Origin of the sequence: Nostoc sp. JL23 (assembly GCF_017115065.1) — a bacterium.
Classification (GTDB): Bacteria; Cyanobacteriota; Cyanobacteriia; order Cyanobacteriales; family Nostocaceae; genus Nostoc; species Nostoc punctiforme_A.
In genome coordinates this window covers 105,273-129,816 of the sequence record NZ_JABXKN010000014.1, presented here as the reverse complement: position 1 = coordinate 129,816, position 24,544 = coordinate 105,273, and the positions used below count along the sequence as shown (strand labels likewise).

Below are 24,544 nucleotides of genomic sequence, written 5' to 3'. Positions count from 1 at the left end.
TGGGGCATGAAGAGCAGGGGAGCAGAGGAGAATAACTACTGACAAATGACAAATGACGGAGGCAAAGTCTACCTCGTAGGTGCTGGGCCTGGAGATGCGGCATACCTGATAGTAAAAGCTTACAATCTCTTAGCTGCTGCTCAGGTGTTAGTTTATGATGCTTTAGTAGATGGTCAATTATTGCAGTGCGTACCAGATGATTGCCTGAAGTTAGATGTCGGTAAACGCGGTGGCAAACCCAGTACAAGCCAAGCAGAGATTAACAAGTTACTAGTAAAGCACTGTCTGCAAGGAAAACAAGTTATACGCCTCAAGTCAGGTGATCCGTTGATTTTTGGGCGTTGTACTTCCGAAATTGAAGCCTTGAAAGCATCTGGTTGTGATTTTGAACTAGTACCAGGAATTTCCTCAGCCCTTGCAGCACCTTTGTTGGCAGGAATTCCCCTGACAGATCCGGTGTTAAGCCGCTGTTTTGCAGTGCTTACAGCTCATGAACCAGAGGTTTTAGACTGGGAGGCGCTGTCACGGTTAGATACACTGGTAATTTTGATGGGAGGGCAACATCTAGCAGAGATTATAGATCAACTGGTAAAACACGGGCGATCGCATTTAACACCCATTGCCATCATCCGTTGGGCAGGAACTCCAGATCAACAAATTTGGACGGCGCAACTGGGCAATATTCTGGAACAAACCGCCGGATTATCCCTTTCTCCAGCGGTAATTGTAATTGGCGAAGTTGTTGGGCTACGCAAGTACTTACAACCTGAGAGAATAGATTGTCAGGTTTCTACTACAGCCAAAACTTTTAGCCTTCCTGCTATGTCAAGCAATTTCCCCCGATCTCCCCTTACTGGTAAAATGATCTTGGTAACACGTTCAGTTGGCCAATCTAGTCAATTTAGCGATCGCCTCATTGCATCAGGTGCAACAGTCATCGAAATGCCTACCTTAGAAATCGGCCCGCCCTCCAGTTGGGAAGCTTTGGATAATGCGATCGCTCATTTATCTGACTTTGACTGGTTAATTTTCACTTCTACCAATGGCATAGACTACTTTTTTGAAAGGCTAACTACCCAAGGTAAAGATAGCCGTGCTTTAGCTGGCATCAAAATTGCCGTCGTTGGTGAGAAAACAGCCCAAAGTCTCAAACAACGCTCTCTGCAAGCAGATTTTATTCCCCCCAACTTTGTTGCCGATTCTTTAGTGGAAAATTTTCCAGATAAATTAGATGGTAAAAAGGTATTATTTCCCAGAGTTGAAAGCGGCGGCAGAGAAGTTTTAGTTAAGGAATTAACTCTCAAGGGAGCAAAGGTGATAGAAGTTGCGGCATATCAATCTTGTTGTCCTAGTAGTATTCCACCTGCGGCAAAGTTAGCTCTCCAAAACCGCAAAGTAGATGCAATCACCTTTGCCAGTTCTAAAACTGTACAATTTTTCTGTCAACTTACTAATAATATATTTTCCAACAACTCTGATGCTAGCCAATTATTAGAGGGAGTTTGTATTGCCTCGATCGGCCCCCAAACCTCCAAAACTTGCCATGATTTATTCGGACGTGTGGATGTAGAAGCCGAAGAATACACTTTAGATGGTTTAACCCAAGCACTGATCGCATGGGCGACAAATTCGTAGGTTAGGGAGCAGGGGGGCAGAGGGGCAGAGGAGAATGACAAATGACAAATGACAAATGACAAAACGTATAATCGGCTTAACTGGAGGTATTGCCACAGGCAAAACTACTGTCACCAATTATTTAGCTAGCACTTATAACCTGCCGATTTTGGATGCAGATATTTATGCTAGAGAGGCAGTATCTTTAGGTTCGCCTATTTTGGGTGCGATCGCTCAACGTTTTGGCGAACAAATTTTACTACCAGATGGCAGCCTCAACCGCCAAAAGCTAGGTGAAATTATCTTTAATCGTCAAGATGAACGCAACTGGATAGACAATTTGATTCATCCTGATGTGCGCGATCGCTTCCTCAAAGCCATTGCTCAGTCTTCGTCAAAAATACTGGTGTTAGTAGTACCTCTATTATTTGAAGCTGGGATGACTGATTTGGTAACAGAAATCTGGGTAGTGCGTTGTTCCCAAGAGCAACAACTACAAAGATTGATACAACGAAACCATTTAAATACAGAACAGGCACGAGTCAGGATTAACAGCCAGTTATCCATCGAAGAAAAAGCGGCTCATGCAGATGTTGTTTTAGATAACTCTTCTACCCTAGAAATACTACTGAAACAGGTAGATGCAGCTTTAGGAACTACAAATATTGATTAGAGTATATTGATATTAAAATATATATATGTATATATATTTATGACCTTTTCGAGATATAAAAAGCTTATTGCTTAATACTATATAGTTAAGCAAAAAACTCATATCTCACCAAACATTGTCCAACAGTTCGGTGATTTTACAGTTGAATGTGCGGTTAATAATACTGTAAATTTAGGTTAATGGACTTTTTAATTAATTATTAGTTCTATTTTTTAATTGTTTTTAAGTGCCTTCTCTTCAATCATAATAGGTATGAACTTAAGTTTTAGTTTTTTTAATAAATTAGCTTTGGTTATCTCTCCAGAAAAAGAATTAAAACAAAAGAATAAAATCCATGATTACAGACAACAACTTTGGGGAGGCGACTATATATTTGAGCGCCTTCATGAAGGAACAATTGGATATATGACTGGAGTAGGGAGAGGCGTTAAAGCCTGCGATCGCATTATTTTACGAGAAGGTTGTGAATCTTATCAATATCAAGTTGAAGAAATTGATTACTACTCCGATCCATCTGATATGTGGATAGCTTTACTTAAGCAAATACCGAATGACTAAATATTTAAGTTAACCAGTTGCTTCAATTCTAGAGTTCAATATAGTTCAGAATGAGCAACAAAATTCTGATGTAGAGACGCGATAAATCGCGTCTTGAAAGACCAATTATTTAAAGGATTCTCCTTCTCTTACTAAATAATAGTAAACGTAAGGTACATCATAGTCGTCTCCTAGCTTGTGATCAGGGGAGTGAGGTTTTTATACCTCACTCAATCTAGAACAGCTAAATCTATGTCAAATCAATCAAAAAATGAGCTATTAAAGTATTTCTTTCATAGGATAGCAAGTAAAGATGCAAAAGATTTGGGTTATCTTTATCAAGGTGCATCACTGAACCATCAACTGCTAAGTGGTGATGATCTATCCACCGCTCCTGTGAATCTAGTAAAAAACTGAAGTAGGGGCTGACATCTGGATGATTTTTAGTTAATTCTTCATAGCTTTGATAAAAAGGAGGTATCCCAATTCCCATCGGCATATATAAGCCTTTGGAATAATCTTTTACAGGCAATTGAGGAAGCGTTTTCAGATTAACGCCACTGATGAATAATCTATTTTTTTCACCAGTTTTGGTATCTGTGAATCCTAGCTCAATTTCCTGTAAATTTTGTTCAACACCAATTGGTTGAATGTTCCTTAAAATGGCTTTATCAAATTTGCCTATTCTCCAGTATTGATTTCCCCAAGGCTTATTTTGGTCGTAAAATCCTGGCGCTCGAAAACTTGCAAATTTAACTTCATTTTTAACGTCGTAAAAATCTCCCCATTTAGTGATATTGGTTGCTAGCGTAGTTCTAACTTTTCTACTTTGCTCTCCTGATACAATTATCCTCTCATCAAGAGGGAATTGAGTAGCAACTTCTTTTTGATTGATTACATTTCTAAGAAGATTAGTTTTTACTATTGTGCCACTTGGATCTTGCCAGTGTTCTAATTTCCACCAATGCTGCCAATATGAAATCTTATTAATTTTTTCAAAAATATTTTTGTAATGTCCAATCGGAAATGTAAACCAACTTTGATAATAAAGGGATTTGTTGTTATCCTCTTTAGTAAAAAGTAAAATTTCCCAAAATCCGGCATTTAAGCAATTATTAGCCACAGCGATCTCTACAATGTTTTGCTTTTCAAAACCATCTCCTCCAACAATTTCTATATTTTGCGAATTAGCAGCAAAACTGATCTGTTGTCTATTCCACTCCCTATCTGTAAAAGCAATTATTTCTAAACCTCGATCTTTTTTAACCCATTCTGGTGCTTTAGGAACTAATAGCTCTAAATCAACATTTTTTATAACTATTTTTGCCGTATTTTTGCCTGTTGGTTCTAGTACGAAATCAAAATGTGTATCATCTTTCTTAATAAGTGTTAATTTTCGATTAGAATATCTTTTAAAGTTTTTTCCTAATGGTGCGGGATTGGCTGGATAATCGACATTAGATAATTCTTGTAGTTTTATACTCATCTGATTATCAAGTTTATATCTTGATTGAAACCAGAAACCACCTAGTCCCAGCAAACCAAGGCAGAGAATAAAGGTACTAAATAAAATCTGTTTCTTCGTGACTCTGAAATTAGGCTTGCCAAATTGGGAAATACCTGCATTTTTTCCTTTCGCAGAGATGTTTTTCATCAGATAAATTTATTTTTATGAGAATGCTGATTAACAGCATAGCATTCTGCAAAATGGATGTCTTATTTATATTTTCAACGAAGTGTTAATAAAAAGTTATCTGCAAATCAAAGAGTTTAATACCAATTCTTGTAGATGCTGAATGTTACATCTCTGTTAGAAAATTGCTCCACTTGAAGAGACCAAAATAGAAGCAATTTTCCGCTACACTTAGCTTAAGTTTGAGTCAGGTCTAAGCCTCGACTTATCTATTTTTCCTTTATTGCGATGCTTGCAGCAAACCGCTAAAAGCCCCTATGCATAGGCACTTAAGAAATTACACTTTTCCATTTCACCAGAATTAGTCACAATAGAAAAAGTTTTATGCCTCAAAGCAAAACTTTTACCCAACAAAGTCGTTTACTTTCCTTAATTAGATAAAGTAGGACTAAGCTGTTGAAGAAACTCAATATTCAAATCTAGCTTTTCTCCTAACCATAAGGAATGAACTGCGTGGTCTGCCACAGCATTCCCTGTCTCAGGATGGACGAGAATATCTAATCCCTCACGATTGAGCATTAACCAAGGAACAACTTTATCAAACTGATTCGGTAAGAAAGCAACTTGATACATCGCTTTTGGATGGGGGCCGATGGGCTTGTCAAACCAGCGTCCGAGTTGCACGTCAAACCTAGCGCCTAATCCTTCACGTACACGCGCAGCGACATCCCGACTCGCAGGATCGAAGTAAACATGAGCATGAAAACCAGTGATCTCGATAGTATCTTCTTCCATAGATCCACTTTTCGCTCTCAACTCTAATTTTGGGTAGCGGGCTTTTTATTTCTTACTAAAAAAGCGATGTCTACGACGGGCTACGCCTACGTTTTAATTTTAGCCCAATACAGTGTAGCTAAGGATCGTTTGTGGAGATTGAATTTACAGAGATTGTCGATTGAGATAATTAACTTTTGTGGGGTAGACAGCATACTGAGCGTTATCGTTAGCGCAGCCTCTCGCAGAGAAGTAGGACTCACGCCGAATTCTTACCCACCCTAATTATGCAAGTTACAGCTATTTTCAGGTAAATAGACCACGCGATAGAGGCGCAAGGCCTTGCGCCCCTACGACAGGTGTGGTTCAAATACATGAAAACTGCTGTAAATGTGGAATAGCTTAGTAGTTAGTTAACGCTGAAAGCGCTTGTAGTTTCTTTGACAACTTCATCTATTTTAGGAGTAACTGAAAGATGCACAACATGCACTGAACAAGGAGCATGGTGAAGAACATAGTTACTCACACTACCGAGAAATAGTTCCATCAGCCGAGAATGACCTCGACGCCCCATAACAATTAGGTCAGCGTCACAACTATGGGCTAAATCACAAATAATGCGACCAGGATTACCAACATTTTGTGTAAATTCCGTAGTCACACCTGCTGTGTTTGCTTGGACACAGAAAGATTGCAACATCTGGATTCCTAGATTTTTAAAGGTATCCCACTGTTGTTGGTATAACTCAAAACTTTGACTGGTCAATCCTGGATAGTAGTCCATATTAGACAGCATAGGAGCATAAGGACTACCCTCTTCTTCGGAAGATAGGACATGAAGTAGCATTAAGCTAGCTTGTGTTAACTTTGCTAAATCCAACGCTTCCTCAAAAACCTGTTGCCCTATTTCCGAGCGATCTAATGCAACTAGAATCTTTTTAAACATCATAATAGACCTCCGATTTCATTGGTAATTGGTCTTTACGGTTTCAGGTTTCCAGATGCTGGATTGTCAAACATGACTAATCCCTCAACTATGTTTAACTACTTTTGAATTTTAAATCTCTTAAAGGTTTTCGCCCTATATTTATATTTATAGCAGAACAATTTGAGGAACTTGTGAGGAAAGCTAGCATTTATCTTTGAGCATCAGGGAGCATCCCATTTTGGAAGAAATATCTTTAGACCCTTAGCCTAAATCCTTCTCTCAAAGTTGCTATGCATTAGTCACATTTTTCTTAAGATTTCTATAAATAAGTCAGGAACAGGATTGTAGAACAAAGCGATATGTGGATATTTGACAAAAGCAGAAGAATGTAAATGACGAAAATTTTCTAGGCGATCGCTAACTACAAACTGGATAATTTGAGTGGATACCTATCAATGCTTTTGCTCTTGTTTTAAGTAAGTTATATTTTTGTTGAGAAATATCCGGGTAATGGATAGCCTAAAAGGAGAGAAGTCAATATATTGCATACAACCGAAAAGGCTAAAGCATTAAACAATCCGGTTGACAATTGTCCACACTTCTCCATCAGAGCGGACATAGGGAACGGAGATTGTCTTAAAGCCAGTAATAAAGGGCTTGTAATAAATCTGCCAATACATTGGACTCAATTGATTGGCACAAGCCTTAAGAAAACGGACTTCTGCGGCCAGTTCACTTGCTAGTTGATTAATGCGTTCAGCATGAACCTGAGCCACTTCTTTCGCTTCCTCTAGCTGCTGCTGTTGGATAAGTTGTTTGGATTCACCTTGCCAACGCACTAACTTCCCTTGTTTTTGTTTGATCTGGCCTTCCAAGGCGGCGATCGCTGCATCTATGCCTTGGAGTTCAACTGATAATTGGGCATTTTCTCTGGCTTGACGGCGGTAAGCTTCCACCATCGCCTGGGGTGAATCATTCTCGCCACAGATGACATTATTTTTTATAGTGAGTGCAGCGCGTTCTTCTAAAAGAGCCTGAATTTGAGAGTTAAATGCGGCTATTTCAGCCTGAGTTTGCTCCATAAATCGAGTTTTAAATGCTGAGTAAAATATTAAAAGCTTTTTGCGCCTTGGGTATCGAGAGAAAGCGATCGCACCTCGGCTGTAATTCCTTCTTCTTGCCAAGCAGCTAACATCGCCGCCTCCACAGCCTTTGAGTATAACTGATCTGCCAAAGCTAACAGTGTCGGCCCCGCACCACTAATCACCATACCATAAGCACCAGCACTAACAACTGCGATGTTGAGAGCATCATAACCAGGAATCAAAGCTTTACGATAGGGCTGATGCAATCTATCTTGCAAAGCTGTCTTTAACCATTGTCCGTTACCAGTTTCCAAGCCACGCAACAATAATCCCAAATGGGCTGTATTGAAAATCGCATCCGCACGACTCACTTCAGTTGGCAGAACGCCCCGCGCCTCGGAAGTGGAAAGTTCAAAATTAGGAATAGCTACAACTGGTACAACATCTTTATGCCAGGGAACATCACAAATTTCCCAACCTGCGCCACTAGTAGCAGCAAGACGACATCCTCCCAACAAAGCTGGAACTACATTATCAGGATGTCCTTCCATTGCGATCGCTAACTCCATCACCTGCGATTGACTCATAGGCGTACCTTCAAGTTGATTAGCCGCAACTAACCCACCAACAATTGCTGTCGCCGAACTACCCAAACCCCGCGCCAACGGGACACCTAACTTAATCTCTATTTTTACAGTTGGCGGTGTCTGCTCTATATGTTGATAGAACTTGACAAACGCTTGGTAAAGGAGATTGCTCTCATCAGTTTGGACTCGTTCAACTTCTGTACCAGTGACATGAATAGTTAGCCCACCCTCTTCTTGGCGAGTGAACTTGAACTCGTTGTACAGTTTTAAAGCTGCACCGATGCAATCAAAACCTGGCCCCAAATTCGCAGTTGTGGCGGGAACAGTAACAGTAATGGTAGAAACAACAGACATGGGTAAAACTCAGTAATCATCAACTAGCATCCCATGTATTGGTAGCAGTTTGGGGCGAGTTTTTAAGCGTTACTGGGGATACTTTGATTTACTTTTCCTTAATCTATCCTCCGAACCTTGAGTTTCAGTGCTTGTGGCTCTAGCAAAATTCTACTATGGGAATTTAAATGCTTGGATTATGCGATCACTCCACTCAATCTACAAATGTCAGTCTCAAAAGGAATTTAATATACATAAAAATTAAGTTAATTTCCTGAAACACAACGTTTATTGGAGTTTAATATTGAGTAAGTCTTGGAAAGCACGAATGCAACTTTCCTATAAAATTAATTATAAATATTAGACTGTTAAATTTACTTTTTTTTTAGCAACTTTTTTTCGTAACTCTAATTAGAAAACGTAGAGCTTCATTTACTGCTTGAGCATTGGGAAATATTTCTGCAACATCTTCTTCTAAATTAACTATCAAACCTTCATAAATTTTGCCATCATGTTCAAATTTTCCCATACCGTTACTTTCAACAAATTGATAAGACTGAGTTTGAGTTTCAGATACAGGCTTTTTAGAAGATGAATCATTTAATTTTTTAGCGAGGGATTCCCAACTAGTTGCTTTCAGCTTAAAGTAATCTTTTGCTTCACGTAATGTTTTAAACTGTTGCTTTAAAATATCAACCGTATGAATCTCCTTTTGATACGTCTGAGTTTGTTTATTAAGGTCTTCCTCAACCATATCAACTACCTCATTAATGAGTCGGTCATGATTTTCGGAAATTTGAGCCGCAGCCCCCAAAATACGAGAGGTGGCTTTGATCTGCACCTCATTTTCTTGTTTAAGTCTATCGGCAATATTACGAATTTGCTCCCCTAACTTAGTTTTACTTTGATTTCCTATGTTTGATGCTGATTTTTTGCTCATAAAGATGCTTGTTTATTCCGAAAGTATCTCTTTAATAGCAAGCCAGATGCGTTTAAACTTTTGTACCAGACCGAGAGGATTACCTGTTGTTTCCTCTTCCACCGAATCTACTAGAGATTGAATACGATCCATGCGTTTTGCTACAACGTAGAGGTTATTTATAGCATCATCCTTACTTGCGAAGGATTCACGCAGCAGAACGACCATCTCCGCAATTTCCCGTTTTAGCTTTTCGTTCTCGCCTTTACGACGAGTTTCCCATCCCTTAATACCAGCCTTGGAACGTCGCTCAAATTTAAGTTGTGTTTGTGCCTCATTATATAGAGTTAAATAGTTATCTCGCTCAGACTTCATTTCTTCATATTGGGCAAGTAATTCAGCTGCTCTTGCTTTTTCTTCATTGTAACGATGTAGAGCTTGCTGATAATTTTTTTTCTCATCAAGATATATCTGGTAATTATGTGCTACACGTTCTTTTAATTCGTTAACCTCAACTTGGTAAGTTTGGATATCTTGCTGAACTTGAGTTAGTTGGGATGTAGCTTCCTGATTTTCCTTCGCACGTTGTTGCCATTCATCACGTTGGGCAATTAATTCAACTGCTTTCGTTTTTGCTTCATTGTAACGATTTAAAGCCTGCTGATAATTTTCTTGTTCATCAAGATAAATTAAATAATTGTTTGCTATGCGTTCTTTTAATTCGTTAATCTCAACTTGATAAGTGTGGATATTTTGCTGAACTTGAGTTAGTTGTGATGCAGCTTCCTGATTTTCTTTCGCACGTTGTTGCCATTCATCACGTTGGGCAATTAATTCAATTGCTCTAGTTTTTTCTCCGTTGTAGAGGCATAAAACCTGCTGATAATTTTTTTGTTCATTCAAATATATCTGTTTTAACTCGTTAACTTCAACTTGGTAAGTTTGGATATCTTGCTGAACTTGAGTTAGTTGAGATGCTGCATTCTGATTTTCTTTTGCACGTTGCTCCCATCGAAGTGCATCGGCACGAGCATTCTTCCATTTATCTTGAAGCTCATGATAAGAAAGTGGTTCTTTCGCAGGTGGGTTAGGATTATTGATAGGACGATTTCTGCGACGATCATTATCTGCGTCTCGCATAGTTATAATAAATGTTATAAATATTACTTTAATCCCTATGTTAATACAATTTTTTTTAATTGAAAATCTACTCTGTAAAAGTTTTATTTTGTCAATACCAGTTTTCTAAGTTGATTTATGCCACCAAACTGATCTTTTATCATCCCGTGTGATCGCACAATTCTAGTATAAAAGTGATCGCCTCAACATTAAAAGCGATCACTTTTTTCCCTAACTTACTTCAAAGTTCCCAAAACTGGCGCTACCTCAACCTCGGAAATTTGCGGAACTAAGAGTCCCTTAGCATAAATCTGGGGATTGCTTTGCGAGACTATGGCATAAGACTGGCGAAGATTAGCATTGACTGCAACGGTCTTCACATCGTACATCTGCATCGCCATCTTGGGATAGAAACCAATACCAATAATCATCAGCAGAAAACAGGCAGCGATAAACACCTCACGGGGTCTAGCATCTTCGTACACTGCATCTTCTGGGACGAGACAATCTGTACCAAAACAAACTGTTCCGTCATCTTCTTGATTTTCCAAGCCTGAATTATTAATGTCGCATAGCAGTGCTGCGTCTTTACCATAAAATACCTCTCGCAGCATGGAAAGTAGATAAATCGGTGTAAGAATAACTCCAACTGCGGCGAGAAAAACTGTTACGGTACAGAAAGTCGAACTATAAACGTCACTGCTTGTCATCCCAACAAATACGGAGAGTTCGCCAGCAAAGCCGCTCATTCCGGGAAGTGCTAGGGATGCCATTGCTCCGATTGTAAACAAGGCAAAGACTTTGGGCATGGCTTGACCAACACCGCCCATATCTTTCATTACCATTGTGTGGGTGCGATCGTAAGTAACACCTGCTAAGAAGAACAGCACCGATGCAATTAAACCATGCGAAATCATCTGTAACATCGCGCCGTTGATTCCCAAATCAGTGAAGGACGCAATCCCCAGCAGTACAAACCCCATGTGAGAAATCGACGAATAAGCCAAACGCCGCTTCATATTGGTCTGACCAAAGGAGTTCAATGCACCATAGATAATGTTGACAACACCGAGAATGGCTAGAACCGGCGCAAAATAAATGTGTGCATCGGGAAGCAACTCAAGATTCAGGCGAATCAGTCCATATCCGCCCATCTTCAGCAACACACCAGCTAATATCATCGATACAGGAGAGGATGCTTCGCCGTGAGCATCAGGCAACCAAGTATGCATCGGGAAAACAGCAAGCTTGACACCAAATGCAATCAACAATCCTGCATAAAGTAGCAGTTGTAGACTAAGGGGATATTCCTTGCTGGCGAGGGCGGTGATGTCAAATGTCATATCACCGCCGCCGTATAGCCCCATTGCCAGGGCTGCCACTAAAATAAATATAGAAGCTGCTGCGGTATACAACAAAAATTTCGTAGCTGCATAACGACGCCTTTGCCCACCCCAAATGCAGATTAGTAGATAGACGGGAATCAACTCTACTTCCCACATAATGAAAAATAGCAGCAAGTCTTTGGCAACAAACACCCCTACCTGTGCCGAATACAGCACCAGCATTAAAAAATAGAAGAGGCGAGGTCGGTGATCGACTTGCCAAGCTGAAAATATCGAGAGTGTGGTGACAAATCCGGCTAAAAGCACAAGTGGCGCTGAAAGTCCATCGACTGATACCGCCCAGTTAAAACCTAACTGAGGCACCCAGGCATAATTTTCTACCATTTGAAAACTAGCACTGCTGGCATCGTAATGCTTCCAAAAGGCATAGCACATCAAGGCAAAATCTGCAATACCTACACCCAGTGCATACCACCGCACGCGCTTACCATCTTTATCAGGCAACACAGGGATGAGCAGGGAAGCAACAAGTGGCAGTAAGACAATCGCGGTAAGCCAGGGAAATTGATCCGCTATCATGTATGTATATAAAAATACTTATTTAGTCAATTATGTCATTCTACTAAACTTTGTAACAATTTCTTCATAAATCTTTGTCCCAGTTAATTGCTTTAACCGAAAAACAATTGACTGGAGACTGGGAAAGAAATATTTTTATTTGTTAAGTGTTCTTGTCTACGCAGTTGATGGTAGCTATTTACTTACTCACGGTACTAATCCCGCCCGCAAAGCACGGACAGCAGCTTGTGTTCGGTCAGCGACACAGAGTTTATTGAGAATACCTCGAACATGAGTTTTGACAGTACCGACTGTTAAATAGAGCCTTTTAGCAATTTCTGCATTGTCACAGCCAGCAACAATCAACTCTAAAACATCCATCTCTCTATGAGTTAAAGGATAGCTGACTATACTTTTCTCTGTATCTGGGTCAATACCTTCAATTAAGACTCTTTTTCCAGATGCGCCTCTGCTGCCATCGGGGAAATCTTGACGTATTTGTTGTAGTACAAGGTCTGCGATCGCTGGATCGATCCATGAGCTACCTGCATAAGTCGTTTGCACAGCTTCTACTAGTTTCTCAGTTTCTATATCCTTCATGCAATAGGAATCTGCACCTGCTGCAAATGCTGCTAAAACTGCTTGTTCGCTATTTTGCATCGTTAAAATTAGCAGCTTTGTTGTGTAGTCCTCATTCTCTGCCTGATATTGCCTAAATGTGCGTGTTAGCTCAATACCATCCATGTCAGGCAAACCAATGTCAATAGTAGCAACATCCGGCTTGAGAGTTTTCAGAAGCTTGAGTCCGTCGGCTGCATTGGCTGCTTCACCAACAATGTTGAACTCTGGCTGGGTTTGTAAGGCAGACCGCAAGCCGATTCTTGTCAGGTTGTGATCTTCAATCACAAGGATCTTGATTTCACTCATAGTTGCTTAACTTTACTATTATTTATCTAAAGTACAGATTAAAATAATCTCGTTCTTCTATTCGGGATCTTATACAAAAAGCAATGAGTTTGGTATTATTTCCTGAACTTCATCTACCATTAGACATAAATAACCTTATCTCGTAAGCTTTTCTAAGGCAAGAGTTTCGATATGACAACATAATTCAATCAGAAAATATAAATATTTTTATAGATTAACTTAACGATCGATGTTTTATGATATACAATCTTTAATTAAAAATCTGGTAGCAAGCAAAAATAGGTGACTATTAAGTAGTTACCTTTGATTTGAGTAGGATTATGCATCGAAAAATGACTAAAGTAACTCACTATAACACCCAGGCACTGATATTAATTGGATAATTCAGGCGGATAAGATACTTGTAAAGAAATATTCTATTTAAAATAAATAGCACATAAAATACAGGAAAAAGCAGTTTAATTACGTAGAAAAAAGGTATTTAACTCAGGAAACTCTAAAAGAAAATGTTAATCCTTAATAATCTCAGGGCTAGTGAAGTAAGCTATTACTAGATTTGCTCGGGATAGCCAAGCACTTCTTTTTTTATTTAGCCATGTCTTTACCTAAAACTGTCAAAAAAGATAAAATTCTCGTTGTCGATGATGTTTTTGACAATCTACTTGTCTTAGAAGCAGTCCTAGAAGATGAGGACTATGAAATTAGCTTGGTAGAAGATAGTAAGATTGCTCTGGCTATGGTTGAGGAGTCACCGCCAGACATAATTCTCTTAGATGTGATGATGCCGGAGCTAGATGGTTATGAATTTACTCGGCGTATCCGACAGAATCAGGCGTTGCCATTTATCCCGATTCTGCTGCTCACGGCTCACTATGAGTCTAGCGTTGTTGAAGGACTCGACGCTGGTGCAGATGACTTCATTCGCAAACCATTCGATCCTGATGAACTACATGCAAGGGTGCGATCGCTCCTGCGCCTCAAGCATAGTATCGACGAACGAGATCAGATGGCGAACCTTCGAGCAGATTTTGTCTCGCGTTTTACTCACGATTTACGCATACCGCTAGTAGCCTCCAACCGCGTATTAAAATTATTGCTGGAAGGGAGGTTTTGCGATGTTTCACCACAATTACAAGAGATAATTGATACCATGATTGGCAGCAATCAAGACCTGCTGGAAATGGTAAATACCTTGTTAGAAGTTTATCGTCATGAAGCGGGCTGTAAAACCTTAAAAATTTCTCCCTGCAATATTCAGGAATTAGTTAGTGAAGTTTCCCAAGAATTAACTCCTTTAGCTGAAGAAAAAGGATTAACTGTAAATATTGATCGAAGTGAAGTTGCAAGCATAATTATGGGCGATCGCTTAGAACTGCGGCGAGTTTTGACAAATCTTATCGGCAATGCCATCAAGTTTACAGACAAAGGTTCTGTAAATATTCACTGCTATCTGACTCCGGTAGCTGTAAATATTGATATCCAAGATACAGGACCAGGAATTTCTAAACCAGATCAGGCAATATTATTCGAGCGATTTCGTCAAGGGAAACACCAACGTTCTGGTAGTGGCTTGGGACTATATTTATCTCGCTGCATTATTGAAGCACATCAAGGCACAATCGATGTGAAATCTGAACCAGGACAGGGTAGTACATTTACTATACGTCTACCTGTGGCTGGCAAAAACTAAAAGTAGGGAGCATCTCACCTTTGCAAATATACCAGGCGATTAGAAATCGCAGCTACACAAACGAAGTCCGCCTACGCGGACTCGAAGAATTTGAAACCCACGCAGGTGGGTTTTGTTTGTATAGCCAAGCCAGTGCGGTCTTCTCCCAAGGGGAGACGCCAAGGCGATGGGGGTTTCCCCCATGAGCAACTGGCGCGCGACTTCCATTCGCCAGGGCAGGCGTGTTTATTACTTCTTCTTTCTTTCTTTATTTTTTTTGTGTCTTTTACGTCCTTCTCTACGAGACGTTACGCGTAGCTTGCTTCTCCGTAGGAGTATGCGGTTCGTTTTTCTTTCTTGTACTTTAGCTCTAATATGATTTAGCGCATTTTCATACACAAGCCTACAGAAGCTGTTTACGGACGCGATCGCTTCCGTTATGGATGGAAGAAACAAGTCAAATTCTCTTCCCTTCTGCCTCCTGCCTTGTTTCTTGAAAGTGGTACAATAATTGTGATTACTCAATCGTACATAAACTTTGGACTTCCCGCAGCACAAAGCTACTAGATATACAAAAACTTTCCATAACACCAAATACAAAGTTATAAAATATACTTTAAAAAGTTAATTTATATTGCTAATAATCCAAATATATGATGTTGGCTGAAGATGCTTGAAATAAATCATTAACATTTAAAAATAGCCAAAATAGTTCACTTAGTTTCTAAGTAGTTCCAAAACTGTATGTTGCAATAATGTCAACTTGAAGAATTATTATTTGATGTGTGTAAGCTCCTATGGTCAAGCGATCGTTCCAGGGATCACTCACCGGGATTGAACAAGCTAAAAAAGCGTTCGCTCATAAGGGGTGGACACAAGAAAATTTGGCTTTTGAAGTTAACTTAAAGACTCGCCAACCAATTTGGCGGTTTTTTAGTGGGCGTCCTGTTGAGCGTCATATCTTTATAGAAATTTGTTCTGTATTGTCGTTGAATTGGCGGGAGATTGCGGCTAATCCTCCAGAAGAATTCCCTGAATCAAAAGAACTTGGTGCTGCGGAATTTTTGGATATTGATGCTCTAGTACAACAAGTGCGATCGCAACGCTTTGACAAAATTCAAGACCAGTGCGGCACTTTGCAGTTATTAGATGTTACTCGCCCGGTTAGAATCGACGACATTTACATCGATGTCAACATTTTGGAGGAGATTGCGAGCCTTCAGTGGTTAGAGTTTGCTGATTTGCAAAACTTTACATCACAAGAATTTGATCGCTTTGGTTTAGGTGAAGTATCCCAGACACAAATGGCGGGGATCACGGCAGTTCAAACTTACTCAAAGCTGCGGGTGTTGGGTAAACCGGGAGCAGGTAAAACCACTTTTTTACAACATCTGGCGATTCAATGCAACCGAGGGAGATTTGCTGCAAATCGGGTTCCTATTTTTGTCACCTTAAGAGATTTTGCCGACGAATCTAAAGAAGCAGGAGAGTTCTATTTACTCAACTATATTTGCAAAGAATTCTTCACCTGTGGAATTTCAGATCCATCTGTGCTGGAAACTTTGTTGTTGGAGGGCAGAGTATTGCTGTTGCTGGATGGATTAGATGAAGTACTCCATCAACAGAGCATTAGTGTCGTCAATGAGATTCGCAGACTATCTGAAAAGTATCAAAAGAATATGTTTGTCGTCACCTGCCGCACAGCAGCTAAAGCTTTCAACCTCAGACGCTTTACAGATGTTGAAATTGCCCCTTTTAGTCAAGATCAAATTGTTGCTTTTGCTCAGAAGTGGTTTACAGCAGTTACGAAAACGAACATCCAAAATAAACAAGAACAGGCATTTGAGTTTATTGAGAAACTAGATTTGCCCGAAAATTTACAATTTCAAAGACTTGCTGTTACTCCCTTGTTTTTGCATCTCGCCTGCTGGGTTTTTCATCACCAGAACAAATTTCCAACCCAAAAAGCTGCGTTTTATAAGCAGTGTTTAGACCTGCTCCTGGGCAAATGGGACGAAACTAAAGCAATTGAGCGGGATGAAGTGTATGAAGGTTTTTCATTACCACAAAAACTTAAGTTGCTGAGTCAGGTTGCTAGCGCGACATTTGAGCAGGGTAATTACTTTTTTGAACAACGCATTGTTGAGCAATACATTAGCGATTATATCAGTGATTTGCCGAATGCTTCCACAGAACCAGAGGAATTGGAATTAGATAGTGAAGGGGTACTTCAGGCGATAGAGTTGCAACATGGATTACTAGCAGAACGAGTGCGGGGGATTTTCTCTTTCTCTTATTTGACGTTTCAAGAATACCTGACTGCTCGAAAAATTGTTGCCAGTTATAATTTACAAGCATTAAAACAACCGTTAGAACGTCTGGTGACTCATATTACTGAACCGAGGTGGCGTGAAATCTTTTTGTTAACGGTTGCTATGCTACGGAATGCAGATTTTTTCGTGCAGTTGATGAAGCAAGAAGTTGATGCGCTAGCGGCTCAAGATCCATCTTTGCAACAATTTTTAACTTGGGCAAGTCAAAAGTCTCTTGCTGCTCCTAAGTCTGCTGCAATTCGGGCGTTTTATCTTGCCCTGGCTAGGACTCCTCACCTTACCCCGTACTTTGCCCTGGTCTGCATCTTCGAGCGAGATATTTTTTTGAATGCGGCATTAGATAACCTAGTAATGGAATGCGAATCTAATTTTGCCGATGTCTATGAGTGCAACGATGCTCTGAGTAGTGCTTTAGTAATTGTTCAAGATGCTGGCTTACATCAAGCTTTACAAGAACTTAAAGACCTACTGCCCAATCCAGAACAAAGTAGAGAAAAGATTCAGACATGGTGGCAAACAAGTTATTCTGCTTGGATGAAACAGTTAAAAACTGCGATCGCGAAGTATCGAAACATTCAGCATCACTGGCATTTCAGCCCACAGCAACAACAAGTATTACAACAATATTACGATGCCAATCAGTTGCTTATCGATTGCCTTAATAGCAACTGTGAAATCACAGACGTTGTGCGGCAGGAGATTGAAGCTAGTTTGTTGTTGCCGATAAAAGAACTCTCTAAGTGGGAATGGCAGGGGGCAAGGGGCAGGGGGCAGGGAGCAGGGGGAGTGAGGGAGATGAGGGGACAAGAGGGTAAACAAAACTCCTAACTCCTAACTCAGCACTCAGCACTCCTAATGCCTAATGCCCAATGCCCTTTCTATTTCGCTGTAATTTTGACTCTAGCTACAGAGATTTCTGGTGGTTCAATGAGAACTTGGACAGGTGTAGATGAGCCTTTCAACCACAGCAGCACTGCGGGAGTGACACCCAGTAATAAGCCTAACAACACGGGTACAAAGAATCCAGCTGTTAAGCTCATGACTGTAGCGAAACCAAAGTTACTTAAATAAACTGCAAAAGGTATATTAAGTTGCGATCGCTCCCAGTTAATTGGATTATTTCTCCACAACAGTGCAGTCACACTCATAAATATTGAGCTAGTACCCAGCCACCCCGCAAAATTTTGGTAAGGCATTCCAAAGAAGGAGCCTGGTTGTTGCCAATACCAAAAGGGCAGGGAAGTTTGACTCATTGCGGGATCGAGAACAAAATCCCAGGAGGTTAGTAACAAAGCACCCAAAGCGATCGCACTTATATGACGCCACAAGTTGGGTTTTTTGTCCACTTCTAAACCTGCACGTGCCAGTAGGTAAGAAACAAATCCCAAATAAAACCACGACAAGGGAATTGTAAATGGGACTAAACCCGCAATCTTATAACCTAAACCGCTTAGGTAACTATAATGGCCAAATGGAAAACCAGTACTGGTTCCTAGTAATTCACTTCCTAGAGAAATAAATACAGATGGCAACAGAAATGCCAAAGCGCGACTTAAACCCAAAGTCCGCGTGGCATACAAAAAAACACCTGCCGCGCCTAAAATCATATAAACTACACCGCCTCCTGCCATACTCCATTGCATAGCAGTTTGTCCAACCTCAGATAAGTCGAAAATTACTTGGGCATTAGGTACAACCAGTAATATCCCTACCAATCCAAATATCATTGACACGATATGACCAATAAGGCTTATGCGTTCAGCAATAACAAGTTGTCTCATGATAATTCCTTAACAAGATATGACACGCAGCGACTCTACTGTTAAAAGTTTCAAAAGTTTAAGAACATATTTAGGGGTTGCTGAAAAAGTAATAAAAAAGCAAGATCAGGATTGTTAATGCGTTGGCTGACATTGTTAATGCGTCATCTGACATTGTTAATGCGTCATCTGACATTGTTAATGCGTTGGCTTGCATTGTTAATGCGTCGGCTGACATTGTTAATGCATCGGCTTGCATTGTTAATGCGTTGGCTTGCATTGTTAATGCGTTAGCTTTTACGCAAAACTCTACTATAGGACTCCTATCTGATTTTTGAACAAGACTCAGTACGGATCTATGCCTTCTTTCCTGTTCCCTATTCCCTATTCCCTATTCCCTATTCCCTATTCCCTGTTCCCTGCCCACGCAAGTAAATTCAGGAATCAAACCGGATTCCTATAAGTCAGCCAACGGATGAGAGCAATACTAGGTTGTAGCCTTGTTAAAAGCCTGATTATGTCCTCCGCAAATCTGCCTCGGTGAGGAGTATCATCGTTTCTGCACCAACTCTGCCAAAGTCAGGCTCTAGCCCTAATGCCATCTCAATGAGATACGTCCATGTGCCAGATTCAGGAGTGTAGCTGCGTACAATCCCTTCTCCACCAACAAAGCTTACCCATTGAGTATTGCGAAACTTAGGCAGCTTCATGAAGGTTGCAGTCATGCTTTTGATTCCTCAATTCATAGTTGATACTTTCTGTTTTAATAGAATAAATTAAATATGTTTTGTATCTTTTTAAGTAAAGATGTTAAACATCATCTATAACTTAAGAATGTTTTAGATGCAGATTAAACAATTTATACGTAATTCAAACGTTTATCAAAAAAGAATTCCAAAGTCATATTATGTCCGCATAATTAGTTATGCTAACCACAGTCATTACACCCCTCCCCGATGCTTCGGGGCTACGGTGTACACGCAAGTATTCTAGAGTTGCGCCACAGCCTTTTTATCCCCCCAACCCCCCTTAAAAAGGGGGGCAAAAAGCTCTCAAAGTCCCCCTTTCTAAGGGGGATTTAGGGGGATCTACGACGATTTTGGTTTTCTAGAAAGATGTGTGTACACCGTAGCTTTGGCGGGGTGGGGTTCTTCGGGTTGAATAAGCAATCAAGCTGACATGATATCATACCAATTCTGTATCCCAACCTACAATTTTTCACAAAGCCAAGCGTATTGATATATAGCACAATACGCTTGGGTTAAGGGCTATTGGTGTAAATAATTGGTCTTTCAAGATGCGATTTATCGCGTCTCTACATGAGGGTTTTGTTGCTCATTCTGAACTGTATTGATATATAGCAGTCCTAAATAATTTGTGAACAATTAGATCCCCGACTTCTTTGAGAAGTCGGGGATTTGGACACCGTGCATTTTCACAAATCAAATACAGTACTTTCAATTACGAATTACGAATTATCTGTGACTCGTCCAGCCAAATTTGTAATCATCAATACCAATTGAGTAAGGTCAATCGGTTTAGCTAGATGCATTTGGAAACCAGCATCAATTGCCTTTTGCCGCTCTTGTTCGGTGGCATAGGCAGTGATTGCTGCTGCTGGAATTTGTCCCCCAACTTCAGCTTCAAGCGCTCTCACCTGACGAATCAGGGAGAAACCATCTTCCTCTGGCATCCCAATATCTGCTAGAAGCACATCATATTTGCCAGGAGATTCAGTTAAAGCAGCGATCGCTTCCCTTGCCGATGTCACAATCACTACTTCAGCCCTGAAATTTTCTAATATCGACTTGATTAAGTCGCGGCTATCCACTTGATCGTCTACAGCCAAGATGCATAATCCTTCAAGGCTCAAGGGTGGATTTTTACCATTTAATGTGTGCTGAGTCTCTGACAAAATGATCGGCTCTAAATAAGTTGACGGTGTAATCTCCATCGGCATTGAGCGCAGAGGCAGCCTGACAACGATCGTGGTTCCTTTTCCCTCGCCTGGACTTTGCGCTTGAACTGTTCCGCCGTGAAGTTCTACAAGATGACGGACGATTGACAAGCCTAATCCAAGTCCCTGAGTTGTTTTGCTGCTGCTGGAATCTCCTTGGCGGAAGCGCTCAAAAATATATGGCAGCAAGTCTGCCGAGATGCCAATTCCTGTGTCGCTGACTCGAATTTCAGCATGAGTATATACAGCTTCGAGCATAATTCCCACTCGTCCATTGGGTGGAGTGAACTTAATCGCGTTAGAAAGTAAATTCCACAGAACTTGCTGTAAGCGATCAAAATCTCCGACAACTGTCGCCGAGTTCAAGTCTGAAACAATTTGAATGCTTTTCGCCTCTGCGGACAATTGGACAGACTCAATGGCGGCATCCACTACTGAAACTAGATCGATTAGACGAGTGTTTAAATGAAGCTTTCCACTCGTAATCCGTGAGACATCCAGCATATCATCGATTAACTGAGCTTGCACCTTAGCACTCCGCTCCACCACTTCCCAGGCACGAGTGACTGCTGAAGAATCTAAATCGCGGTTACGGAAAAGTTGCGCCCAGCCCAGTATAATATTGAGCGGGTTACGAAGTTCATGGGAGAGGTTCGACAGGAATTCATCTTTGGCTCGGTTGGCAATTTCCGCCTGTTGACGGGCTGACCGCTCCTGTGCTAAAAGCTTAGATCGCTCTAACTCAAACTGTTTGCGATCGCTAATATCTTCAATCGCCAGCAAAATCATTTGAGCCTCTCCCTGTTGAACAATTTTCCAACCATTGAGCAGCATGGTTTTCTGCCCAATCTGCTCAAAACGATGCTCTATCTCCAAGTTTTGAATACTGGTATCGTTGGCGAGAATGTCTTCTAAGAGCGATCGCAGTCCGGGCAGGTTCCATTGACCGTTCCCTAGTTCAAAAATCAGAGATTGGGCTGTCTCTGATGGTGAAACCTGAAATGTTTCATAAAACGAGCGATTGGCTTTGTTCACCCGGAAATCAGAATCAAGCACGATTAACGGCACTTGTACCGTCTCCACAATCGCTTCAGCGTAATTTCTGGCTTGTTCTAACGTTGCGGCACTGCGTTTAAGAACATCAATATCTATTAACACCAACACTACACCGTCAATCTGGTTTTCTGTGGTGCGATAAGGACGGATGCGGAGATTGTACCAATGCCCCCCCAAAGTTTGAACTTCTAATTCTTTGATGCTGAGTGTGTCAAGTACCTCCAAAATTAGAGTTTCTAACTCAGGAACATCGAGATTTGCTCTGATATCGCTCAAAGGTCGTCCAGCATCGGCGGGAATTAAATTGAAAAGTCGCTGTGCCATTGGCGTAAAACGTCGAACGCGTAAGTCCGAAGTCAATATCAAAATGGGAATATTAATACTGGCAAGTAAATTCGTGAGATCGTTGTTAACTTGGTGTAATTCCAGATTTCGACTACGAAGTTCTTCATTAGTGGTGTTGAGTTCTTCGTTGGTTGCTTGAATCTCTTCTTTGGCAGTTTCTAGCTCCTCATTGGTGCTTTGCAACTCTTCATTACTCGACAGGATTTCTTCATTAGCAACTTTTAGGTCTTGATTGATATGCTCCTGCTCTTGGATCACCGCTTGTAGATATTCTTGAGTTGCAGCCCGTTCTTGGATGGCAGTTGCAAGCTCAAGCCTTAGCCGAACAATCTCCTGCGCTAAGTCTGACTGCTCTTGGCTCTCAGGATTTACTGTGCTGAGGTTGTTAACCGTGGGTGGGGCTGATTCAAATAAAACCAGAAAGTAGAGTTCTTCATCAGTCGCAGGCTTGAATGGAATCACCTCAAGATTGATGATTTTTGAAATATCGCCGGATTCAATCCGTAACCCTTCCTTTCTAACTAGAATTTTTTGCCGTTGTGCCTGATAAATTGTCGCCCGTAGCTCTACAAGCAAGCCTTGGCGCACCATTTTAAATAAGTTGAGACTCGGTTTTCCAGGTGAAAGTTTTAGGTAGAGATCGATTTCTCCCCGAAGTTGCAGCACGTCCATCTTGTTGTTGATTACTACACCCACTGGGGAATAGCGATTCAAGATCAGTTGGTCAGTTTTTCTCTCTAAATCAAACTCATCTGATGGATTCTCATTGGTCAGCTTGGGTTCCTCCACTTTTACGAGCGGATAATTGCTGGTAACGAACGATAGAATTGGACGATTTGCAGTTAGCTTTTTAGCGTAAATTTTATACTTTTTGTCAATCAGAGTAAACAAGTCCGAATATTTACCTGTGCTTTCTGAAGTTCCTAGCAGTAAAAAGCCAGTCGGGTTGAGACTGTAATGAAAGATGGGCAATATCCGTTTTTGCAACGTTTCGTCCAAGTAAATCAGTACATTCCGGCAGCTAATTAAATCTAAGTTAGAAAAAGGGGGGTCACTGCCCAAGTTTTGTCGGGCAAACACACACAGTTCGCGGACAGCTTTACTAATTTGATATCCACCGCCCTCAAGGGGATTAAAAAATCTGCGGCGGCTCTCTGGTGAGACTTCCACCATTTGATTCTCTGCATAAATACCTGATCTCGCTTTGTCAATCGCTATCTCGCTGATGTCTGTGGCAAAAATTTGGATCGGCGGCGAGGTTACTCTATTTGACAAAAGCTCCAGCAAGGAGATAGCGATGGAATACACTTCTTCACCCGTCGAACACCCAGCTACCCAAATCCGAATCGGCAACTCTGCTGATTTGTTTTGGATGATGGTAGGAAAGACTCGCTCTTTCAAAAGTTGAAATGCTTCGGGATCGCGGAAAAAATGGGTGACGTGGATCAGAATTTCTTCATAGAGCGCCTTGACTTCACCCGGATTCTTTTGCAAATACTCGGCATAGTCCTCCAAGCGTTCTAGTTTATACAACAGCATTCGCCTCTGGATTCGGCGATCAAGGGTGTTGGGCTTGTAGTGGCTGAAGTCAACGCCAGTTTGCGATCGCAGTAACACAAATATAGTCGCTAAGGCATCCCCCTGTTCGGACAATTTCTCAACCGCGATCGGTGGTAAAGAGTTGGAAATAAAAGGATTGCGACTGAGGTTTACCAGTTCCTCGGCGATTTTTTGCGGCGGTAGGACAAAATCCACATTCCCGGTGGCAACAGCAGTATTGGGCATACTATCGAATTTTGCCGTGTCTTCACACTGAGCAAAAGTCACGCCTCCAGCTGCCTTGATTGCCTTCAGCCCCAGTGAACCGTCTCCATCCGCCCCAGATAGAACAACTGCGATCGCTTTGTGCCCTCGATCTGCTGCCAATGAAGTAAAGAACGCATCACCAGGCATATATTTCCCCTCAACTTTCTCTCGCGGCGTCAGTTGCAACACTCCAGCAGACAGCATCATCTTAGTGTTAGGCGGAATGATGTAGACCTTGTTAGGTTCTACAGTCATGCCATCTTGCACTTCAATAACAGGCATTTGAGTTGTTCTTGCCAGAATCTCGCTCAACAGACTCTTGTGGTTAGGGTCTAAGTGTTGAATCAGCACAAATGCCATCCCTGTATCAGTAAGCAAATGCTTGAGTACCTGCGTAAATGCCTCTAATCCACCGGCAGAGGCGGCAATGCCAACGATGGGAAATAAAGCATTTGCCATATCTTGTTGCTCTACGTCGAACACTTCATTAGCGGTAGATTCAGATACAGGTTGCTCAGAGCGTTGATCGGATGTCATAGGATGAAGTTTAGCACTGCAATGATTTGGCAACTAAGGTTTATATTT

Annotated in this window: 18 protein-coding genes; 6 read left to right on the top strand and 12 right to left on the bottom strand. The window is 41.1% G+C overall.

The window, feature by feature from the left end; all coding sequences use genetic code 11:
* Positions 1-45: 45 nt before the first annotated feature.
* From cobA to HWQ42_RS01320, 3 genes are all read left to right on the top strand, one after another.
* A complete protein-coding gene (gene cobA, locus HWQ42_RS01330) occupies positions 46-1,635 on the top strand; it encodes a uroporphyrinogen-III C-methyltransferase (protein ID WP_292808610.1) in 1,590 nt (529 codons plus the stop codon).
* Positions 1,636-1,690: 55 nt separating this feature from the next.
* Positions 1,691-2,287: a dephospho-CoA kinase gene (coaE, locus tag HWQ42_RS01325; RefSeq protein WP_292808608.1), complete on the top strand. Its 597-nt coding sequence runs from the start codon at positions 1,691-1,693 to the stop codon at positions 2,285-2,287.
* Positions 2,288-2,539: 252 nt separating this feature from the next.
* Positions 2,540-2,845, top strand: a complete 306-nt coding sequence (locus HWQ42_RS01320; RefSeq protein ID WP_292808606.1) for a hypothetical protein — start codon at positions 2,540-2,542, stop codon at positions 2,843-2,845.
* Positions 2,846-3,074: 229 nt separating this feature from the next.
* Here the strand turns inward: HWQ42_RS01320 and HWQ42_RS01315 are convergent, their stop codons facing one another.
* From HWQ42_RS01315 to HWQ42_RS01275, 9 genes are all read right to left on the bottom strand, one after another.
* Positions 3,075-4,478 carry a hypothetical protein gene (locus tag HWQ42_RS01315; protein ID WP_292808604.1) on the bottom strand — a complete coding sequence of 468 codons (1,404 nt, stop codon included), beginning with the start codon at positions 4,476-4,478 and terminating at the stop codon, positions 3,075-3,077.
* A 408-nt stretch (positions 4,479-4,886) separates the two neighbouring features.
* On the bottom strand, positions 4,887-5,252 hold the full coding sequence (locus tag HWQ42_RS01310; RefSeq protein WP_292808602.1) for a DOPA 4,5-dioxygenase family protein: 366 nt from the start codon (positions 5,250-5,252) through the stop codon (positions 4,887-4,889).
* 388 nt (positions 5,253-5,640) lie between these two features.
* Positions 5,641-6,177 carry a universal stress protein gene (locus tag HWQ42_RS01305; protein WP_292808655.1) on the bottom strand — a complete coding sequence of 179 codons (537 nt, stop codon included), beginning with the start codon at positions 6,175-6,177 and terminating at the stop codon, positions 5,641-5,643.
* A 551-nt stretch (positions 6,178-6,728) separates the two neighbouring features.
* Positions 6,729-7,241, bottom strand: a complete 513-nt coding sequence (locus tag HWQ42_RS01300; protein ID WP_292738145.1) for a hypothetical protein — start codon at positions 7,239-7,241, stop codon at positions 6,729-6,731.
* A 29-nt stretch (positions 7,242-7,270) separates the two neighbouring features.
* Positions 7,271-8,185: a homoserine kinase gene (gene thrB, locus HWQ42_RS01295; RefSeq protein WP_292808600.1), complete on the bottom strand. Its 915-nt coding sequence runs from the start codon at positions 8,183-8,185 to the stop codon at positions 7,271-7,273.
* Positions 8,186-8,549: 364 nt separating this feature from the next.
* Positions 8,550-9,104: a hypothetical protein gene (locus tag HWQ42_RS01290; RefSeq protein ID WP_292808598.1), complete on the bottom strand. Its 555-nt coding sequence runs from the start codon at positions 9,102-9,104 to the stop codon at positions 8,550-8,552.
* Positions 9,105-9,116: 12 nt separating this feature from the next.
* Complete coding sequence (locus HWQ42_RS01285; protein WP_292808596.1) at positions 9,117-10,223, bottom strand: hypothetical protein; 1,107 nt, start codon at positions 10,221-10,223, stop codon at positions 9,117-9,119.
* Positions 10,224-10,438: 215 nt separating this feature from the next.
* A complete protein-coding gene (locus tag HWQ42_RS01280; RefSeq protein WP_292808594.1) occupies positions 10,439-12,127 on the bottom strand; it encodes an NAD(P)H-quinone oxidoreductase subunit 4 in 1,689 nt (562 codons plus the stop codon).
* Positions 12,128-12,313: 186 nt separating this feature from the next.
* Positions 12,314-13,033, bottom strand: coding sequence for a response regulator transcription factor (locus HWQ42_RS01275; RefSeq protein WP_292808592.1), 720 nt, complete (start codon positions 13,031-13,033; stop codon positions 12,314-12,316).
* A 595-nt stretch (positions 13,034-13,628) separates the two neighbouring features.
* Between HWQ42_RS01275 and HWQ42_RS01270 the strand changes: the two genes are divergently transcribed.
* Positions 13,629-14,723 carry a hybrid sensor histidine kinase/response regulator gene (locus HWQ42_RS01270; protein WP_292808590.1) on the top strand — a complete coding sequence of 365 codons (1,095 nt, stop codon included), beginning with the start codon at positions 13,629-13,631 and terminating at the stop codon, positions 14,721-14,723.
* A gap of 776 nt (positions 14,724-15,499) precedes the next feature.
* A complete protein-coding gene (locus HWQ42_RS01265; protein WP_292808588.1) occupies positions 15,500-17,863 on the top strand; it encodes an NACHT domain-containing NTPase in 2,364 nt (787 codons plus the stop codon).
* A 50-nt stretch (positions 17,864-17,913) separates the two neighbouring features.
* Here the strand turns inward: HWQ42_RS01265 and cruF are convergent, their stop codons facing one another.
* Complete coding sequence (gene cruF, locus HWQ42_RS01260) at positions 17,914-18,816, bottom strand: gamma-carotene 1'-hydroxylase CruF (protein ID WP_292808586.1); 903 nt, start codon at positions 18,814-18,816, stop codon at positions 17,914-17,916.
* Between the two features lie 117 nt (positions 18,817-18,933).
* Here cruF and HWQ42_RS01255 point away from each other — a divergent pair, with 117 nt between their 5' ends.
* Positions 18,934-19,089: a hypothetical protein gene (locus tag HWQ42_RS01255; protein WP_292808584.1), complete on the top strand. Its 156-nt coding sequence runs from the start codon at positions 18,934-18,936 to the stop codon at positions 19,087-19,089.
* Positions 19,090-19,310: 221 nt separating this feature from the next.
* Here HWQ42_RS01255 and HWQ42_RS01250 read toward each other — a convergent pair whose 3' ends face one another.
* Positions 19,311-19,520: a hypothetical protein gene (locus HWQ42_RS01250; RefSeq protein ID WP_292738127.1), complete on the bottom strand. Its 210-nt coding sequence runs from the start codon at positions 19,518-19,520 to the stop codon at positions 19,311-19,313.
* 743 nt (positions 19,521-20,263) lie between these two features.
* A complete protein-coding gene (locus tag HWQ42_RS01245; RefSeq protein WP_292808582.1) occupies positions 20,264-24,496 on the bottom strand; it encodes a chemotaxis protein CheB in 4,233 nt (1,410 codons plus the stop codon).
* Positions 24,497-24,544 lie beyond the last annotated feature (48 nt).

Bases quoted from the DNA above. Each gene is read 5' to 3' on its own strand.
- HWQ42_RS01255 (WP_292808584.1), top strand. From the start codon at position 18,934: ATGCGTTGGCTGACATTGTTAATGCGTCATCTGACATTGTTAATGCGT.
- HWQ42_RS01310 (WP_292808602.1), bottom strand. From the start codon at position 5,252: ATGGAAGAAGATACTATCGAGATCACTGGTTTTCATGCTCATGTTTAC.
- thrB (WP_292808600.1), bottom strand. From the start codon at position 8,185: ATGTCTGTTGTTTCTACCATTACTGTTACTGTTCCCGCCACAACTGCG.
- HWQ42_RS01250 (WP_292738127.1), bottom strand. From the start codon at position 19,520: ATGACTGCAACCTTCATGAAGCTGCCTAAGTTTCGCAATACTCAATGG.
- HWQ42_RS01280 (WP_292808594.1), bottom strand. From the start codon at position 12,127: ATGATAGCGGATCAATTTCCCTGGCTTACCGCGATTGTCTTACTGCCA.
- cruF (WP_292808586.1), bottom strand. From the start codon at position 18,816: ATGAGACAACTTGTTATTGCTGAACGCATAAGCCTTATTGGTCATATC.
- HWQ42_RS01285 (WP_292808596.1), bottom strand. From the start codon at position 10,223: ATGCGAGACGCAGATAATGATCGTCGCAGAAATCGTCCTATCAATAAT.
- HWQ42_RS01275 (WP_292808592.1), bottom strand. From the start codon at position 13,033: ATGAGTGAAATCAAGATCCTTGTGATTGAAGATCACAACCTGACAAGA.
- HWQ42_RS01290 (WP_292808598.1), bottom strand. From the start codon at position 9,104: ATGAGCAAAAAATCAGCATCAAACATAGGAAATCAAAGTAAAACTAAG.
- HWQ42_RS01315 (WP_292808604.1), bottom strand. From the start codon at position 4,478: ATGAAAAACATCTCTGCGAAAGGAAAAAATGCAGGTATTTCCCAATTT.
- HWQ42_RS01300 (WP_292738145.1), bottom strand. From the start codon at position 7,241: ATGGAGCAAACTCAGGCTGAAATAGCCGCATTTAACTCTCAAATTCAG.
- HWQ42_RS01270 (WP_292808590.1), top strand. From the start codon at position 13,629: ATGTCTTTACCTAAAACTGTCAAAAAAGATAAAATTCTCGTTGTCGAT.
- HWQ42_RS01320 (WP_292808606.1), top strand. From the start codon at position 2,540: ATGAACTTAAGTTTTAGTTTTTTTAATAAATTAGCTTTGGTTATCTCT.
- HWQ42_RS01245 (WP_292808582.1), bottom strand. From the start codon at position 24,496: ATGACATCCGATCAACGCTCTGAGCAACCTGTATCTGAATCTACCGCT.
- cobA (WP_292808610.1), top strand. From the start codon at position 46: ATGACAAATGACGGAGGCAAAGTCTACCTCGTAGGTGCTGGGCCTGGA.
- HWQ42_RS01265 (WP_292808588.1), top strand. From the start codon at position 15,500: ATGGTCAAGCGATCGTTCCAGGGATCACTCACCGGGATTGAACAAGCT.
- HWQ42_RS01305 (WP_292808655.1), bottom strand. From the start codon at position 6,177: ATGTTTAAAAAGATTCTAGTTGCATTAGATCGCTCGGAAATAGGGCAA.
- coaE (WP_292808608.1), top strand. From the start codon at position 1,691: ATGACAAAACGTATAATCGGCTTAACTGGAGGTATTGCCACAGGCAAA.